We start from the raw sequence: 16672 nt of genomic DNA, 5'->3' as shown, positions 1-16672 counted from the left end.
AAAACCTTTTTCCCGAAGGTTGTTTTGTTTCGTTAACAAATCTTGGCAGGTCTCCTGGCTTACCTTTTCTATGAACCTTCCCGTGCTAATAAAAACACAGTGGTGAAGTTTTCATAATCTCAAAAAATTGAGACGGCGTACAGTTGCGGGAACAGCTTCGGATTATAACCGAATTCCCTTTTTAAGAGAATCTTTACTCGTTGGTAGAGATACTCACCAAAATTCGCTGCAAAAATAAGATTTTATTTTCGTTGCACCACCCAAACAAAAATCTTTATTTTTGGATATGCAAAAATTCGTCTTACTTACCTCCGTTTTGTTTCTTCTTTTTTCGTGTAAGGAGAACAAAAAATCAACCCAAACTGAATCTGAAACCACTTCTCAAAACAAAAAAGAAAAGCAGGTTGCCATCAACTATGCAAACGGATTTACAATTGACAAATACGACGGGTACAAGGTAATTACCTTAAAAGAACCGTGGCCTGACACCGATACAGAGTTTACATACGCTTTGGTTGACGAAAAAAATTCACTTCCAGAAGGTTCTGACTTCGATGCAATTGTTACTGTTCCGGTAAAAAACATTGTAGTAACCTCAACAACGCATATTCCTTCGTTAGAGATGTTAGGCGAAACGAAATCGTTAATCGGGTTTCCAAACCTGGCTTATATTTCTTCTGAAGAAACAAGAAAACGAATTGATGCAGGCGATATTACAGAGTTAGGTAAAAACGAATCTATTAATACTGAAGTGCTGATTGATTTAAATCCTGACTTGGTAGTAACCTTTGCGGTGGAAGGAAATAACAAAACCGTCTCCACTATTGAAAAAACTGGAATTCCTGTTTTTTATAATTCAGATTGGACCGAGCAATCCCCGTTAGGGAAAGCAGAGTGGATTAAATTTTTTGGAGCATTATTCAATAAAGAACAAAAAGCAGATAGTATTTTTACAGAAATTGAAACTAATTATATTTCAGCAAAAGAAAAAGCTGCAAAAGCAACTACCTCACCTACTGTTATTAGCGGGGCCATGTTTAAAGACGTTTGGTATATGCCTAAAGGCGGTAGTTGGGGTGCGCAATTTATAAAAGATGCCAACGGAACTTATTTATGGAACGATACCGAAGGTACGGGGAGCCTTTCCCTAAATTTGGAATCTGTGCTTGAAAAAGGAAAAGACGCCGATTTTTGGATTGGTCCCGGGCAATTTTCCAGTAAACAACAACTAAAAGATGCGCACTCGGTGTATAGTGAGTTTTCAGCGTATCAAAACAACAATATCTATTCAAACACAACCTTGTTGGGCGAAACAGGCGGCGTAGTTTATTACGAGTTGGCACCCAACCGTCCAGACATTGTGCTAAAAGACATTATTAAAATACTACACCCAGAAGTGCTTCCAGAGCACGAATTGTACTTTTTTAGTAAATTGAAATAAGTATGCAAACCACCCAAACATATCGGGCTTATTTTATAATCTTATGCCTTTTTTTATTTGCAGCTTTTCTGGTGAATTTAAGTTTAGGATCGGTTTCTATTCCTTTGGATGAAGTAATAAAAGGGATTTTTGGTGGTAATGCTTCCAAAGAAACCTGGAATTATATTATCATCGATTATAGATTACCCAAAGCCATAACCGCTGTTTTGGCAGGTGGCGGACTCGCAGTTTCTGGGTTGCTTATGCAAACCCTTTTCAGAAACCCTTTGGCAGGTCCTTTTGTACTAGGATTGAGTAGTGGTGCCAGTTTAGGCGTGGCACTTTTAATTTTAGGAGCTGGCGCTTTTGGTGGTTTTTTAGGAACTGCTTTAGTAAGCGAATGGAGCTTGGTTATCGCCTCAGCTGTAGGCAGCTTTTTAGTTCTTTTAGCCGTATTAATGGTTACGTTTCGGGTAAAAGATACCATGGCGATATTGATTATAGGATTGATGTTTGGTAGTGTTACCGCCGCAGTGGTAGCCGTGCTCTCCTATTTCAGTAATGCTGAAAAATTACAGCAATACATTTTTTGGAGTTTTGGGAGTTTAGGCAATCAATCGTGGCAAGGTATTTTAATTTTAAGCTGTTGTACGTTTTTAGGGCTGTTAATTGCTGTTATAAGTAGTAAATCGTTAAATGCGTTGCTTTTGGGGGAAAATTACGCCAAGAGTATGGGGCTCCATATAAAACGCACCACCTTTTTAATCATCATTGCCACTAGTGTGTTAGCTGGTAGTATCACCGCCTTTGCAGGTCCCATAGCCTTTGTAGGCTTGGCCGTTCCGCACATTGCACGGCAGTTTTTTAAAACTTCCAATCATCTGGTTTTAATTCCAGCGGTCCTAATTTTTGGTAGCCTATTAATGTTGATATGCGATACCATTGCACAACTTCCTTTTAGTGAATATACATTACCTATAAATGCTATCACATCTCTAATTGGCGCCCCAGTTGTAATTTGGTTATTGGTTAGAAAACGTAAATTGCTGTTTTAATGGCTGCGGAAACAAAACATATCACCTTACAAGCACAAAATTTAAGTGTAGGATATTTCAAGAAGAAAGAAGGAATACCTGTCTCACAAAACATAAACTTCAGTTTTTCTGAAGGAGAGCTAATCGGTTTAGTGGGTGCTAACGGAATTGGTAAATCTACATTACTAAGAACGTTAGCTGGCATGCAACCGAAGCTTTCTGGAAACATTTTGATTAAGAGGAAGCCTTTGCAGGCCTATTCAACTTTAGAACTAGCCAATCAAATAAGTGTGGTATTAACCGAACCACCAGCTTCTAAAAATCTAACTGTTCTAGAACTTATTTCTTTAGGAAGACAACCCTACACCAGTTGGATGGGCACACTAAGTGACAAAGATAAAGTGGCAGTAAATAAAGCACTTCAAGCCACCGAAACCCAAGCGTTAGCCGAAAGAAAGTGTTTTGAATTGAGCGACGGACAGTTGCAACGAGTAGCCATTGCAAGGGCTTTGGCACAAGATACACCTATTATCATTCTCGATGAACCTACTACGCATCTGGATTTATACCATCGTGCGTATATTTTAAAATTATTGAAGAAACTCGTTTCAGAAAGTAATAAAACAGTCTTATTTTCAACTCACGAAATAGATTTGGCCATTCAACTGAGTGATAAAATGATGGTCATGACAGACAAAGCCAGTTATTTTGATACGCCTTGTAACTTAATTGAAGCTGGTCATTTTGATGCGCTTTTTCCAAAGGACACCATTCATTTCGATAAAACAACAGGACGATTTAGTATTAAAAAGTAACCATTCTTGATAAGTCTCCTTATTATTTTCATGCTGTAGTTTTCAATTTAGTATCTTTACGATATTGGTGATAACCTCTATTTATTAATTTAAAAAAAATACCTCTTTAGGTTAATTTTCAATGAACGAAACACTATTATTTTTACTGCTCGCCGCTGTTTGTCTTCTAGCAGGTGCCTTTTTAGGCAATCTGTTTGCACGACTAAAACTGAAAACCGAAACCGGAAAACTGGAAGAACGCATCAACCAACTATTAAACCAAGAAGAAAAACTGCTAGAGCGTATTGGCACTGTAGAAGCCGAACGGGAAACTATACGAGGCGAAAAAGATGCCCTCAAAAACCAATTAGTCCGCACGGGTGCTGAATATGATAGTTTACAAGAAAAAAATAGGGAGCAAAAAGCCGAGGTTGAAAAGCTTCAGGAAAAATTCACTAAGGAATTTGAAAACCTCGCCAACAAAATCTTAGAAGAAAAATCGACAAAATTTACGAAACAGAACAAAGAGAGTTTGGAGGTTTTACTGAACCCGCTTCAGGAAAAAATAAAGGTATTCGAAAAACGGGTGGAAGACACTAACAAAGAAAGTGTAGGCCGCCATAGCGAACTAAAAGAACAATTAAAACACCTTTCTGAGCTCAACCAACAAATGAGTAAGGACGCCGACAACCTGACCAAAGCCTTAAAAGGTGACAGCAAAATGCAAGGTAATTGGGGCGAATTAATTTTAACGCGAATCCTTGAAAAATCCGGACTTGAGAAAGACCGTGAATATACTATCCAAGATAGCCACACCACTACCGAAGGAAAACGATTGCAGACCGATGTAATGATCCACTTACCCGATGGAAAGAAAATGATTATTGATAGTAAAGTTTCCTTGGTACATTTTGAACGTTTGGTTTCTGAAGAAGATGAAGAACAAAAGCAAGTTCATTTAAAGCAACACATTGCTTCCATAAAACGCCATGTGGAGCAACTAAGTGCTAAAAACTACCAATACCTAGTTGACGAAAGTCCAGATACAGTATTTATGTTTATCCCAATTGAACCGGCCTTTGCTATTGCCTCAGCCCATGAACCTAATTTATACGAGCAAGCTTTCGATAAGCAAGTGATCATTGTAACTCCAGCAACCTTGTTGGCAGCTTTACGCTTGGTAGATAATTTATGGCAAAACGATCGTCAAAAACAAAATGCTCTGGATATTGCCAAACAAGCAGGAGCATTATATGACTCATTTACCAATTTAACAGACGAATTAATTAAGATTGGCAAACAAATTGGCACCGTACAAAACAGCTATGAAAGTGCCATGAAAAAACTCACCGGAAAAGGAAATTTAGTCCGTCGGGTAGAAAAATTAAAAAAACTAGGTGCCAAAGCCAGTAAAACCATTGATAGTAAGTTATTGAAGCGTTCTGAGGAAAACGATGATGACGAATAATGTATATTAGCAATTAAATAACACCCCTGCCCAACAGGAATAGATATGAAAAAAATACTCTTTATCATCTTAGGAAGCCTATTAGCATTGTATTTAGCTTACTTTGCCTTTGTGTATTTTGTAACTTTTAGTGAAGGTACTCGGGCTGGCGAGCTTATAAAATTCAGCCACAGGGGCGTTATTGTAAAAACGTGGGAAGGCGAAATAAGCCAAGGCATTAGCGGGGCACAGATATTTTCGTTTTCAGTTTTGGACCAAGAGGCCGATGTGATCAAAAAATTAAAAGAATATCAAGGGAGTTACGTAAAGCTGAGTTATGTTGAACGCTACGACACCTTTTTCTTTTGGGGCGACACCAAGTATTTTGTCACCGATGTTACCCAAGAAAATTCACCACACTTTAATAGAAATTAGATGAGTACAGTCCATAAACACGTAGAAGAATCGCAAGTAACCATTTCACAACTCATGTTGCCCTCCCACACGAATTTCAGCGGAAAAATACACGGTGGGTACATTTTATCACTTATGGACCAGATTGCCTTTGCTTGCGCCTCTAAACACAGTAAAAACTATTGTGTGACCGCTTCGGTAGATACCGTAAATTTTTTGAGCCCTATTGAAGTTGGCGAACTAGTAACAATGAAGGCATCGGTGAATTATGTGGGAAGAACCTCCATGATTATTGGCATTCGTGTAGAGGCTGAAAACATCCATACGGGCGTTAAAAAACACTGTAACTCTTCTTATTTTACGATGGTTGCCAAAGATGATGATGGCAATAACGTAGGAGTTCCCGGTTTAATTTTAGACTCAAAAATAGAGATTAGGCGTTTTTTAAAAAGCGCACACCGTTTAAAAATTAAAAAGAATAGACAAAACGATTTTAAAGCTTCTGAATTTAAAGTTGAAAAACATTTACACGAACTGAAGGATCAAAATGTTACTGTTTCCTTTAATTCTAAAGAATAAACTTATACTTTTTTAAACATAACTTTCTCTTGGCTAAAGTCATAAGCGGTTTTTAACCAAGGTAACATGCTATCCCATTCTTCTTCTGTATATTTTCTTTTAGAATAGGTTTTTGTTGTAGTATAAACTAATGCTCCATTCTCTATAACAGCAGAGCTTTTAAAGATACCGGTATTATTAGTTACATTTTTCTGAAGTTTATCTAAGCCTACTACTTCATACCCTTCAGGAATATCTATGTTAACAACATATTCATACGTTTTTGCAAAATCTAAATAAACCCCTACATTTCTTTCTATTTCATCATCTTTAATTTGAACCTGTCCACCAATAAATTTGCCTACTTCAACTATGTAGTTGGGTCCTGCCCTTTTTATAAATTCATCATTTATTGAAAACTGATCCTTAACTATTAATGGATCATTAGAATACCTAGAAGCTTCTATAACTTCTGAGCTATAATCTTTTACCTCAACGTCAAAAACATTGGAAGAAAGCTCTTCCAAGTACGTTTCTTTCCGTTCCCGGTAACTGTCCATTAAAGAATTCATTTTTGTTTGAGCCTCTTCATCATTATTACGTTGTCTTTTTTTACAATGGTAAAAGTGTTTGGTTCCGTAGCGGTCAAATTCTTCATCTAAAAAATCTCCAAAAAATAAATGTGTACTTAGATTTTCTGTTTTAAAATGTCCCGAAAACTGTAATTCCCTTTTAACTTTTATATTCTTGAAATCAGTTGAAAAAGATATATCTATATTTTCAACGCTTTTATTCTCTTTAGCGGTTGTAAGAGGTAACTTATCTACTTTTACATTCTCTAGCTTACGGTCTCTCTTTACGTTCATTTTATAAACGTTCACACCTTCAAGGTAAGAAGGGAAATATTCAGGCTGAATATGTGGTGTCAAAGAAAAAAGGTATAATGGTTCAGTAAAATTGAAACGAATTCCCCAGACCACATTACTCCTTATTAGTAAATTTTCTAGACTTCCATTAAAGTCTGGTGTAGTGACAATGACATCATAATCTATTTCAAGTTGTTTTGCTAATCCTGCCATATATGTTACAAAACGATCTTCATCGAGTACAACAAATCCAGAATCACAAGGTTCTGCATAATATCTAATTTCATTTTCTCTCGCCAAGTATAACTCAATAAACCGGTTAAAACTCATATGCCTAATGTAATATAGGCCTTGAATTATTTGTTCTCTTTTATCTGTGATCCCCTTGTCTTCAAGGTAATCTACAACATCCCTTACGTACCTTCTAGAATCTGCAGAAAATCGTTCTCCGTAATATTCTTGTATTTCTTCTTTTGTTACATCGGCTTTTCTTTCAGCATCATCGTCTGATAAAAAAACTTCAGCATTATTTTCATTAATGGACTTTAAAGCAAATGTTACTTGAAATTTTAAGGATGGTAACACATCAAAAGGGTAAAACCATCTAGGAAATTCAGATTTTTCAATATCACTTGCTTCTAAAACGTATTTTCTTGTAGCACGTTTATCGGTTTCTTCTTCTACAATTTTTGGGGCTCCGTTAAACGATTCCATATTTAAAAAGTAATCGTTTTCTACTTCCAAAGAAAGTTTACGGTATAAAATAGGGTAATCTGTGCTTAGTATCTTTTCAACAGGTTCATAGTAATGAATTCCGGTATTGCTACGTAAAAAATCATCTTCATAAATATATATATCTAAAATATCGCCTACTTCCAATCCTGGGATTGCAATTTTATTTTCTTCATCTTGTGTAATCTTTTCTGAAGAGATATCTAATATTTTTTCATCTCCGTTAGGTTTTATAATTTTTATACCAACGGTTGATTTTTCTTGTAAGAAATTATAAAAACCAGCACCTACCTGCTCATCTTTCTTATATTTAAATTCTGAAAAATTATCAACCGCTGCCCTATCTTGAAGTTTTAGCCGTTGATGAAAAAATGAAGGGTTATACATTTTCTTTCCGTTATTGGTATAAGTATACCCTTCTTCGTAAAAAAGTATCACAGCACTTTCATTTTGCCATTTTTCAGGTATTTCGGTTATGTTTTTTTTTGAGTCATTGCTCCAAAACCTATTATTAAGCTCTATTTCTTCTTTTGTCTGTGCAGTAGTTGCTAATGAGATTACCATAAACAGTAAACTCAAAAAATAATTTTGTTTCATCAAAATTTAAAGTTTGGCAAGTGTTATTTGTTGAGAAAGATTTTCTTTCAGTTGATAAAAAGAGTTATTCCATTGTTCAAAATCACCTTTTTTAATCAATTGCTTTTTAAAATTTATATTTCTTGTAAAATATATTTTATTTTCTTTTTGGGAGTAATTCACGTCTATATCAATAAAATCATTTGAAATGGAAAGGCTTTTCGGAAGTGCTTTAACCTTGTAGTTTTCTGGTATATCCAAAGAAATTTCGACAACCTTTTTTTGTTTAACGGGTAATTTAAAATCTACTTTTCTATCAGTTAAAATATATTCAGAGCCTGTTTTAATGGGGTCAATATCTATATACATAACACCATCAAACTCAACTACAGCGTTGTCAATATTTAAAGTGTAGGCTACATTTAAGTCTTTTTCACGACTTTCAAAATCAAAAGGCTGTATATCGTTCACCTTATAATTAGAATTACCACTCGCTAGATAGCCTGATAAAGCTTTATCTTGATCTCCTTTTGCTAGACTTAAGTAATTATTTTGAAACTGTACTCGACATTCTGACACATAAGACCGTATTGCTTTTCCAACTAGCGTTTCACCTTCTAATGAAAGTGAATAGTTGGTTTTGTCCATATTTGATACTTCTGAAACAGGAGGTACCATTATTAATTTGTATCCATCCTCATCAGGGCTTTGCATCATAGCCTGTTTATTTTGAATACGTGAAGCATACTCGCCAAAACGGTTATACTTTTCTGTTGCATCTAAAAAAATGGGTTGACCATCTACCAATACAGAGCAAATCATATGATTATCAACAGACAACGAAGGCGTAGAGTAATCATAAGCGAGACGATCTGTACCAATCCATACAAGACGGGAGTCAAAGCCTGCTTGTTCTAACATAGCTTTAGTTAAAAAAGCCATTCCTTTACAATCCCCATATCGCTTCTCAAAAACTTGCTGCGGACTATCCGGTTTAAAGCCAGCAATACCATCCTCAAAAGCTATATATCTAATATTATCTTGTACCCAATAATATATATTTTTAATTTTTTCTTCATCTGAAGTTGCATTTTCAGTAAGCTCTTTCACTTTATTGGTAAATACAGACGAATCTACTTCCACACTTTCTACCAAGCTGTTATACCATTTATAAAGATCACTTGTACTATTAAACAATATCTTAGAGTCTTTTTTATCGTTAATAGATTTAGCAACAAACAATACGTGAGGATATAAAAAAGAAGGGCCAGGTGCATAAGGCTCAATCGAGCGTGGCGGAATATTATTAAAGTTAAAGGTTATGAGGTTTCCTTTTCTAGTAGGTTCTGATTTTTTGGAAATATCAAAACCTTCAAAATTAAATTCCTTTATATCTAAATTAAGCCATTCTGGAACTTCAATATTTAATGTTCCTGAAATGACACGTTTTGAGCTTGAAAAATATTCAGAAGTAAAATACTTTATATCTTTAATTTTCTTTTCAGTAAGAATGGTGAAAGTAGCTGCTTGTACCGGCAAGGTTAAGTTTGAATATTTTACCCGATAATCTGAATGAAATAAGTCTTCACTATTAATATATTCATCAAAAATCCTAGAGGATTTACTTTGCCCTGTACGTTCCATAATATCAAAATCTTCAATCTCAGATTCTGAATCATAAAAAACAGGAAATTGTAGTCGTGCCGTGGACGAAATGTTAATCAAATGAATTTTTGAAGTTTTTGTAACTTCCACTAAGCCGTCTCTATTCTTATCAAATGTTATGTCCACATTTTTATAAAGAAACACAACATCCTCATCTTCATATTGTTGCTTTAAATATTGGGCTTTTATAATGTCGTCTTCAAGAAGATCCAGCCCCTTTTGTGAAAATCCAGCAGTAATGCCAACAAGAAAAAAAGTGATAATAAATATTCTAGCCATTTGGCAAGTTTACAAAATTTTAAGAAAACTTTGGCACTATTATGTTAAATTCATTCTCTTATGATTATATAATTTGTAAAAATCGTTGTTTTTTGAACTATCAATAAAGGGGGTTCTTTCGGCAGTATTTTTTTCATTTTCATACCCAAAATTTAAAGTACAGGATTATTTGAAATGCGAATAGTATTTAAAAAGTGATGATATAATAATTCTTAGGGCTCAAGATTTGGAATAAAAAAAACATAAAAGACCTTAACGGTTCAGACTATTATACTAACCTATAAAAACAAAAAAAGCAGGATGTTAAACATCCTGCTTTTTTAAAAATTGATTTATTGTGTTTTATCCTTATCGCGTTAAATACATCTTTCTTCTAGAGTATAATTCGTAAAACTCGTCATCTTTTAAACTATCGATAAACAAAATACTCTCTCCTGTACTTTTCATCTCTGGTCCCAATTGCTTATTAACATTCGGGAATTTATTGAAACTAAAGACCGGTTGCTTGATGGCATAGCCTTCTAGTTTTGGGTTAAAGTTGAAATCTGAAAGTTTCTTCTCACCCAACATCACTTTAGTTGCATAATTTACATAGGGTTCTCCATACGCCTTCGCAATAAAAGGAACCGTTCTAGAAGCTCTAGGGTTGGCTTCAATTATAAAAACCTCATCATCTTTTACGGCAAACTGGATGTTAATAAGTCCAACTGTATTAAGTGCTAAGGCGATTTTCTCAGTATGATCTTTTATTTGCTGAATAACCAAGTCGCCTAAACTAAATGGAGGTAGTAATGCATTGGAATCACCACTGTGTATACCACAAGGTTCAATATGTTCCATAATACCTATAATATATACATTTTCACCATCGCAAATGGCATCAGCTTCGGCTTCAATGGCACCATCTAAGTAATGGTCTAACAAGAGTTTGTTGTTTGGTATTTTCCGAAGTAAATCAACAACGTGTTCTTCTAACTCTTCTTTATTAATGACGATTTTCATTCCTTGACCTCCTAGTACATATGAAGGACGAATTAACAATGGAAAGTCTAATTGATCGGCTAATTCTAATGCTTCTTCGGTAGTTTCAGCAGTTCCAAATTCTGGATACGGAATATTGTTTTCTTTCAGAATATTTGAGAAACTTCCTCGATCTTCAGCTAAATCTAAAGCTTCGAAGCTGGTTCCCATAATTTTAACTCCGTAGCGTTCTAACTTTTCAGCAAGCTTTAAGGCCGTTTGACCACCTAACTGAACTATAACGCCTTCTGGTTTTTCGTGACGAATAATATCGTAGATATGTTCCCAAAAAACAGGCTCAAAATAAAGCTTGTCGGCTATATCAAAATCAGTCGAAACTGTTTCAGGGTTACAGTTAATCATAATAGTTTCGTAGCCACACTGAGAAGCAGCCAATACCCCGTGTACACAACAATAGTCAAACTCAATTCCCTGCCCAATACGGTTAGGGCCAGAACCTAATACTATAATCTTCTTTTTATCTGAAACTTTACTATCATTTTCAACATGGCGGTTACCGTCTGCTGTTTCAACTTCGTTTTCAAACGTTGAATAATAATAAGGAGTTTTTGCTTCAAATTCGGCTGCACAAGTATCAACCAATTTATAAACCCGTTGTACTTTGAGTTCTTCCCGCTTTTTATACACTTCGCTTTCCAAACATTTCAACATATGAGCAATCTGGCGATCCCCATACCCTTTTTGTTTGGCTTCGAGCAATAGTTCTTTAGGAAGTGAATCTAATGTATATTCTGAAATTTCTTTTTCAAGCAAATACAATTCTTCGTATTGCTTTAAATACCACATATCTATTTTTGTAATCTCGTGAATACGACTTAATGGAATGCCTAATTGTATTGCATCGTAAATTACAAAAACTCGATCCCAGCTCGCATGTTTAAGTTTGTCTAGTATTTGATCGTAGTCGGTATAACTTTTTCCATCGGCACCTAAACCATTTCGCTTAATTTCGAGCGACTGTGTGGCTTTATGAAGCGCTTCTTGGAACGAACGACCAATCCCCATCACCTCGCCTACTGATTTCATTTGAGGACCGAGAATACGGTTAGATCCTTCAAACTTATCGAAATTCCATCGTGGAATTTTCACGATTACATAGTCTAAAGATGGTTCAAATAAAGCAGATGTGGTTTTAGTAATTTGATTATCTAACTCATCAAGTGTATAACCCAATGCGAGTTTGGTAGCTATTTTTGCAATAGGATATCCAGTTGCTTTTGATGCCAATGCTGAAGAACGTGAAACACGTGGATTGATTTCAATAGCAATAATATCTTCTTTCTCATCAGGGCTTATCGCAAATTGAACATTACAACCACCCGCAAAATCACCAATATTTCGCATCATTTTAATAGCAAGATCGCGCATACGTTGGTAAGCGGTATCACTCAAAGTCATAGCAGGAGCCACGGTGATGGAATCTCCCGTATGGATTCCCATGGGATCCATATTTTCTACAGAACAAATAATAACAACATTATTGTTTTTGTCACGTAATAGCTCTAATTCATATTCTTTCCAACCTTGTAAAGCCTTATCAATAAGCACTTCATGAATAGGGGAAACTTCTAAACCGTGAGATAGCGCTTCTTCAAACTCCTCTTCTGTTTCAACAAAGGCTGCTCCCGCTCCACCCAAGGTAAAAGAAGCACGAATAAGCAATGGTAAGCCAAATTCTTGGGCAATTTCTTTACCCTGAAGAACTGATTTAGCTGTTTTTGCCGGGGCCACAGGAACCCCTATACGTCCCATTAACTGTTTAAATTCTTCGCGGTCTTCAGTAATATTAATTGCATCGATATCAACACCGATAAGTTTTACACCAAAATCTTCCCAAATTCCTTTTTCATCTGCTTCAATACATAGGTTTAAGGCAGTTTGACCTCCCATTGTTGGTAAAACAGCATCAATTTGTGGATGTTCCTTTAAAATCTTAACCAAGGATTTTGTGGTAAGTGGCAATAAATATACGTGATCTGCCATAGCAGGATCGGTCATAATTGTTGCCGGGTTGCTGTTTATAAGAATGGTTTCAATTCCGTCTTCACGAAGTGAACGTAGTGATTGAGAACCTGAATAATCAAATTCACATGCCTGGCCTATAACTATAGGACCAGAACCAATAATCAAGATGGATTTTAAGTTTTTGTTTTTAGGCATTTTTAAAGGAATTTTTTATCTGGTATGTAAAATTACGAAGCATTAGGGTATAAAAAAAGGCGTTGTATAAAAACAACACCTTTATTATTTATAAGATATAAACATTATTTTTTGTGACGTGTTTCAGAAGACACAGATAGTTTCTTTCTGCCTTTCGCTCTGCGGGCAGCCAACACTTTTCTACCGTTTACTGAAGCCATACGCTCTCTAAAACCGTGTTTATTTTTTCTTTTTCTCTTTGATGGCTGAAATGTTCTTTTCATTGTATCTAATGTTATAACTTCTTCTGAAAAAATTTTTAATAAGACCCTGTTAAAATAGGTCTACCTAATAAAGCATGTTTCACTTTCCGTAGGCGGGTGCAAATATACAATCATTTTTTATGTTTCCAAATGGAAAATTAAAAAAATATTTATTTGTTTTTAGTACCTTTGCCAACCCTATAAAAATAGACTTTACATGTTCAACAAAAATATAAAATTAGTATTAGCTGTACTTGTTATTGCGGCAGGAGTTTGGCAGTTTTATGAAAATAATATCGGCAACGGGATTATGTTGATATTCCTTTCTTTAATATTCATCTTTCTCTACTTTAAAAATGAAATTATATTACTTGCTTTTCTACGGTTAAGAAAGCAAGATTTTCCCGGAGCTAAAAAATGGCTGGACCGAATTAAGAACCCTGAAGCTTCTTTAGTTAAAAAGCAACAAGGGTATTATTATTACTTAAACGGCTTAATGGTTTCACAAACTAATATGAATGAGGCTGAAAAGCACTTTAAAAAAGCTGTTGATTTAGGGTTGAATATGAGCGCTGATATGGCGATGGCAAAATTAAACCTTGCCGGAATTGCCATGACAAAAAACCGTAAACGGGAAGCTCAAATCTTAATGAAAGAAGCAAAAGCACTTGATAAACACAATATGCTTGACGACCAACTAAAAATGATGAAACAGCAAATGAAAAAAGCTGGGCAACCTAAGCAACATTTTGGTGGTGGGCGTCGCGGTGGAAGACGCTAAACTCTTACAATAGTATACGTGTATACACGTAGATTCTTACAAGAATTTGCTTTTTAACGATTATGTAATTGCTTTAATCGAAAAATTACCGTTTTCTCTTAACACCTTTATACCTTTGATGCGTTAACTTTAATAAACGCTTATGGGTAGAAAACTACTTCTTCTATTCTTATTGGTTTCATTTACAGGGCTCGCTCAAGAAGTTGAGTATGAAAACCTATTCTCTCAAGCGATTGAAAAAAATATTAAAAAATATAAAATTCAATCGAAGCAGGCTTATTTGGACCAAAATTATGAGCGGGCAGATTTCTTGTTCGATTCACTAATAAATAATGTAGTCAACGGAAGCCGCCTTGACAACTTCGATATTCGAAAAACTTCAGGAAAAAAGATAGATTTTTACGATTTTGAAAAGCCAGTTTTTTTAATAACCTATGCTTCTTGGTGTACTCCCGGAGTAGGTGAAATTCCAGCGTTAAATAAAATTGTAGATGAAAATTATAAAGAGATAGATTTTGTTGTACTTTTTTGGGATTCAAAAAAGAAAGTAAAAAAGAAAGCACGTGATTACAGTAATAAAATAAGAGTTGTGTATGTAGATGAAACTGAAAACACCCACGATCATATTGTGCAAACAATGAAACACAGTTTAGGGTTCCCTACATCTTTTTTTATAGACTCTAACAAAACCATAATTGATGTAAGGCGAGGCGTTTTACACCCATATAATGAAGCGTATAACGTTTCATATGAAATGAACTATGATTCATTCCACAATGGTATTTCACTCATTAAAAGTTTTGATGTCAACAATCAAAGCGATATTGTAGCAAAAGACAATCCGTAACAAGAATAACTAACCAAAGTTAGAAAGACCGGTACTTTACATGTACCGGTCTTTGTCTTTTAATGAAATTGTTATTCTTATTTTGTGGATTTATTATAATATCCTTCTTTAGGAATCTCTATAAAGTATTCTTTCCCTGAAGCATTTTTAAGGTAGGTTTCGCGTAACCATGGGTTATGAATTTTCAATACCTTATAACTGATTCCATACTTTTTGGCAAAATCTGGAAAACTAGTAACAGCCGTATCCACTTTTACTTTAGTAGTTGGTATAGTTTGATATAAATCTTGTTCTCTGTAGTTAAATCCGTACTTCTTCGGATTTGAAAGTATTGTTTTAAAGGCTAAAATTCTAAAAACATAACGACTTGTTTCATCATTTAAAAGCACATCATAATAATCATTCTCCGATTTTTGACGGTCTATCTGCTTACTCACACCATAGTTCCCTGCATTATAAGCAGCTGCTGCCAAAGTCCAGCTTCCAAAGCGTTCTTTAGACTTTTTAAGGTATTCTGCAGCCACTTTAGTAGCTAACTCTAGGTTATAGCGCTCATCTACATAATCATTGATTTCCAGCCCATATTCACGCCCTGTGCTGCTTAAAAAATGCCAAAAACCTGCAGCTCCCGCTGGGGAACTGTTATTCATCAGCCCACTTTCGGCAACTGCTAAGTATTTAAAATCGTCTGGCAAACCATACTTTTTGAGCATCGGCTCTATAATTGGAAAATATTTATTGGCGCGCTTTATAATTAGTAATCCATTAGATTGCCAATAGGTATTTACCAGCAACTCTCTATCTAAACGTTCCCGAATATCGGGTTCATTTAAAGGAACGGGCTCTCCGGCAAAATCCATCGTTTCAGGAATTGGAAGTGCATATACATTATAATCATTCACTAAACTTTCTTCCATTTTTTCATTGACAGGCGGATTTTGTTCCGTTTCATCACCAGAATGGTCCTGTACTGCATTGATTGACAAACCACTAATCACAAACAAAATGGCACCCAATCCTATTTTAGATAAAAAACTCATAACTTATTTTTTTTGAAATATACTCAATAATATACCTCTTTTATAGAAATTAACGTGGCTTTAGGTCGAAATTATTTCAATTAATTTTTCTGAAACTTTTTTTCCTTTATCCAATAGCATAATATGGGTGCCACCTTCCAATTTAATGCAGTCATTAATATTTTTAACAGGAAAAACCACATCGCTGTCGCCATGAATGTGTACTACACCTTCCATTGGTTCTTCCCGCTGCCATTTTACCATGTTTTTTATCGCCCAATCTAAATAACGTTTATCACGAACATGAAGAAAATCTTGGTATAGTTGAAGTCTTTTCTTAGATCGTGGTCCTAACGAAAACTTAGTGAGATCATCAGCGCTGAGTACTAAACGAGTAGGGATAAGCTTGTAAACACCCGTTTTACGAGCAAATTTCATACGAGTAGGTAATTCTTTTTTAGACTTTACACTCGAAATGATTATTAAATTTTTCAAGGTAAGGTATTGCGCCATTTCTTGCACAACCACCCCACCAAAAGACACTCCTACTAAAACCGAATTAGCTTCTTCTACTCGTTCAGCCATACGTTTGGCATACAACTCTATAGCTTCATTTTTTTTAGGTATTAGCCACTCGAGAATATGGATTTTAAAACGATTTTTTGGAAGACGAATGTTTTTAAAAATTTCTTTCCCAGCCGCCATTCCTGGAACAAAATAAACGTGTGTAATTTCAGGATTCATAAAGGATTATCGAAATTATATGCCTTTCAACAAGCTATTTTTTTGTAACTTTG

At 35.1% G+C, this 16672-nt stretch carries 14 protein-coding genes and 1 riboswitch; of the genes, 8 read left to right on the top strand and 6 right to left on the bottom strand.

The window, feature by feature from the left end; all coding sequences use genetic code 11:
* Positions 1 to 27 precede the first annotated feature (27 nt).
* A riboswitch (cobalamin riboswitch) is annotated at positions 28 to 236 on the bottom strand.
* Positions 237 to 286: 50 nt separating this feature from the next.
* From DZ858_RS11570 to DZ858_RS11545, 6 genes are all read left to right on the top strand, one after another.
* Complete coding sequence (locus DZ858_RS11570) at positions 287 to 1441, top strand: ABC transporter substrate-binding protein (protein WP_117159826.1); 1155 nt, start codon at positions 287 to 289, stop codon at positions 1439 to 1441.
* A gap of 2 nt (positions 1442 to 1443) precedes the next feature.
* Positions 1444 to 2475 carry a FecCD family ABC transporter permease gene (locus DZ858_RS11565; RefSeq protein ID WP_117159825.1) on the top strand — a complete coding sequence of 344 codons (1032 nt, stop codon included), beginning with the start codon at positions 1444 to 1446 and terminating at the stop codon, positions 2473 to 2475.
* On the top strand, positions 2475 to 3269 hold the full coding sequence (locus DZ858_RS11560) for an ABC transporter ATP-binding protein (protein ID WP_117159824.1): 795 nt from the start codon (positions 2475 to 2477) through the stop codon (positions 3267 to 3269). Before DZ858_RS11565 ends, DZ858_RS11560 begins: the two co-directional genes overlap by 1 nt.
* Positions 3270 to 3390: 121 nt before the next feature.
* Positions 3391 to 4716, top strand: a complete 1326-nt coding sequence (rmuC, locus tag DZ858_RS11555; RefSeq protein ID WP_117159823.1) for a DNA recombination protein RmuC — start codon at positions 3391 to 3393, stop codon at positions 4714 to 4716.
* A 45-nt stretch (positions 4717 to 4761) separates the two neighbouring features.
* Positions 4762 to 5130 (top strand): 6-phosphogluconate dehydrogenase, encoded by a 369-nt coding sequence (locus DZ858_RS11550; protein WP_117159822.1) that lies wholly within the window; start codon positions 4762 to 4764, stop codon positions 5128 to 5130.
* Positions 5131 to 5688 carry an acyl-CoA thioesterase gene (locus tag DZ858_RS11545; RefSeq protein WP_117159821.1) on the top strand — a complete coding sequence of 186 codons (558 nt, stop codon included), beginning with the start codon at positions 5131 to 5133 and terminating at the stop codon, positions 5686 to 5688.
* Between the two features lie 2 nt (positions 5689 to 5690).
* On the opposite strand, the gene DZ858_RS11540 is transcribed toward DZ858_RS11545, so the two are convergent.
* The 4 genes from DZ858_RS11540 to rpmH form a co-directional block, all read right to left on the bottom strand.
* On the bottom strand, positions 5691 to 7862 hold the full coding sequence (locus DZ858_RS11540) for a DUF3857 domain-containing protein (RefSeq protein ID WP_117159820.1): 2172 nt from the start codon (positions 7860 to 7862) through the stop codon (positions 5691 to 5693).
* Between the two features lie 6 nt (positions 7863 to 7868).
* On the bottom strand, positions 7869 to 9785 hold the full coding sequence (locus tag DZ858_RS11535; RefSeq protein ID WP_117159819.1) for a transglutaminase domain-containing protein: 1917 nt from the start codon (positions 9783 to 9785) through the stop codon (positions 7869 to 7871).
* A gap of 348 nt (positions 9786 to 10133) precedes the next feature.
* The gene (carB, locus tag DZ858_RS11530) at positions 10134 to 12986 is read right to left on the bottom strand and encodes a carbamoyl-phosphate synthase large subunit (protein WP_117159818.1); all 2853 of its coding nucleotides are present in this window, start codon (positions 12984 to 12986) and stop codon (positions 10134 to 10136) included.
* A 104-nt stretch (positions 12987 to 13090) separates the two neighbouring features.
* Positions 13091 to 13249, bottom strand: coding sequence for a 50S ribosomal protein L34 (gene rpmH / locus DZ858_RS11525; protein ID WP_117159817.1), 159 nt, complete (start codon positions 13247 to 13249; stop codon positions 13091 to 13093).
* A gap of 196 nt (positions 13250 to 13445) precedes the next feature.
* Between rpmH and DZ858_RS11520 the strand changes: the two genes are divergently transcribed.
* Positions 13446 to 14009: a tetratricopeptide repeat protein gene (locus DZ858_RS11520; protein WP_117159816.1), complete on the top strand. Its 564-nt coding sequence runs from the start codon at positions 13446 to 13448 to the stop codon at positions 14007 to 14009.
* A gap of 142 nt (positions 14010 to 14151) precedes the next feature.
* Positions 14152 to 14856: a TlpA family protein disulfide reductase gene (locus DZ858_RS11515; protein ID WP_117159815.1), complete on the top strand. Its 705-nt coding sequence runs from the start codon at positions 14152 to 14154 to the stop codon at positions 14854 to 14856.
* Between the two features lie 77 nt (positions 14857 to 14933).
* On the opposite strand, the gene DZ858_RS11510 is transcribed toward DZ858_RS11515, so the two are convergent.
* Complete coding sequence (locus DZ858_RS11510; RefSeq protein WP_117159814.1) at positions 14934 to 15896, bottom strand: lytic transglycosylase domain-containing protein; 963 nt, start codon at positions 15894 to 15896, stop codon at positions 14934 to 14936.
* Between the two features lie 60 nt (positions 15897 to 15956).
* Positions 15957 to 16619: an alpha/beta hydrolase gene (locus DZ858_RS11505; RefSeq protein ID WP_117159813.1), complete on the bottom strand. Its 663-nt coding sequence runs from the start codon at positions 16617 to 16619 to the stop codon at positions 15957 to 15959.
* Positions 16620 to 16672 lie beyond the last annotated feature (53 nt).

The organism is Marixanthomonas ophiurae, assembly GCF_003413745.1.
Taxonomy (GTDB): Bacteria; Bacteroidota; Bacteroidia; order Flavobacteriales; family Flavobacteriaceae; genus Marixanthomonas; species Marixanthomonas ophiurae.
The sequence above is the reverse complement of the archived record's forward strand: the minus strand, read 5'-3'. Positions and strand labels throughout refer to the sequence as shown.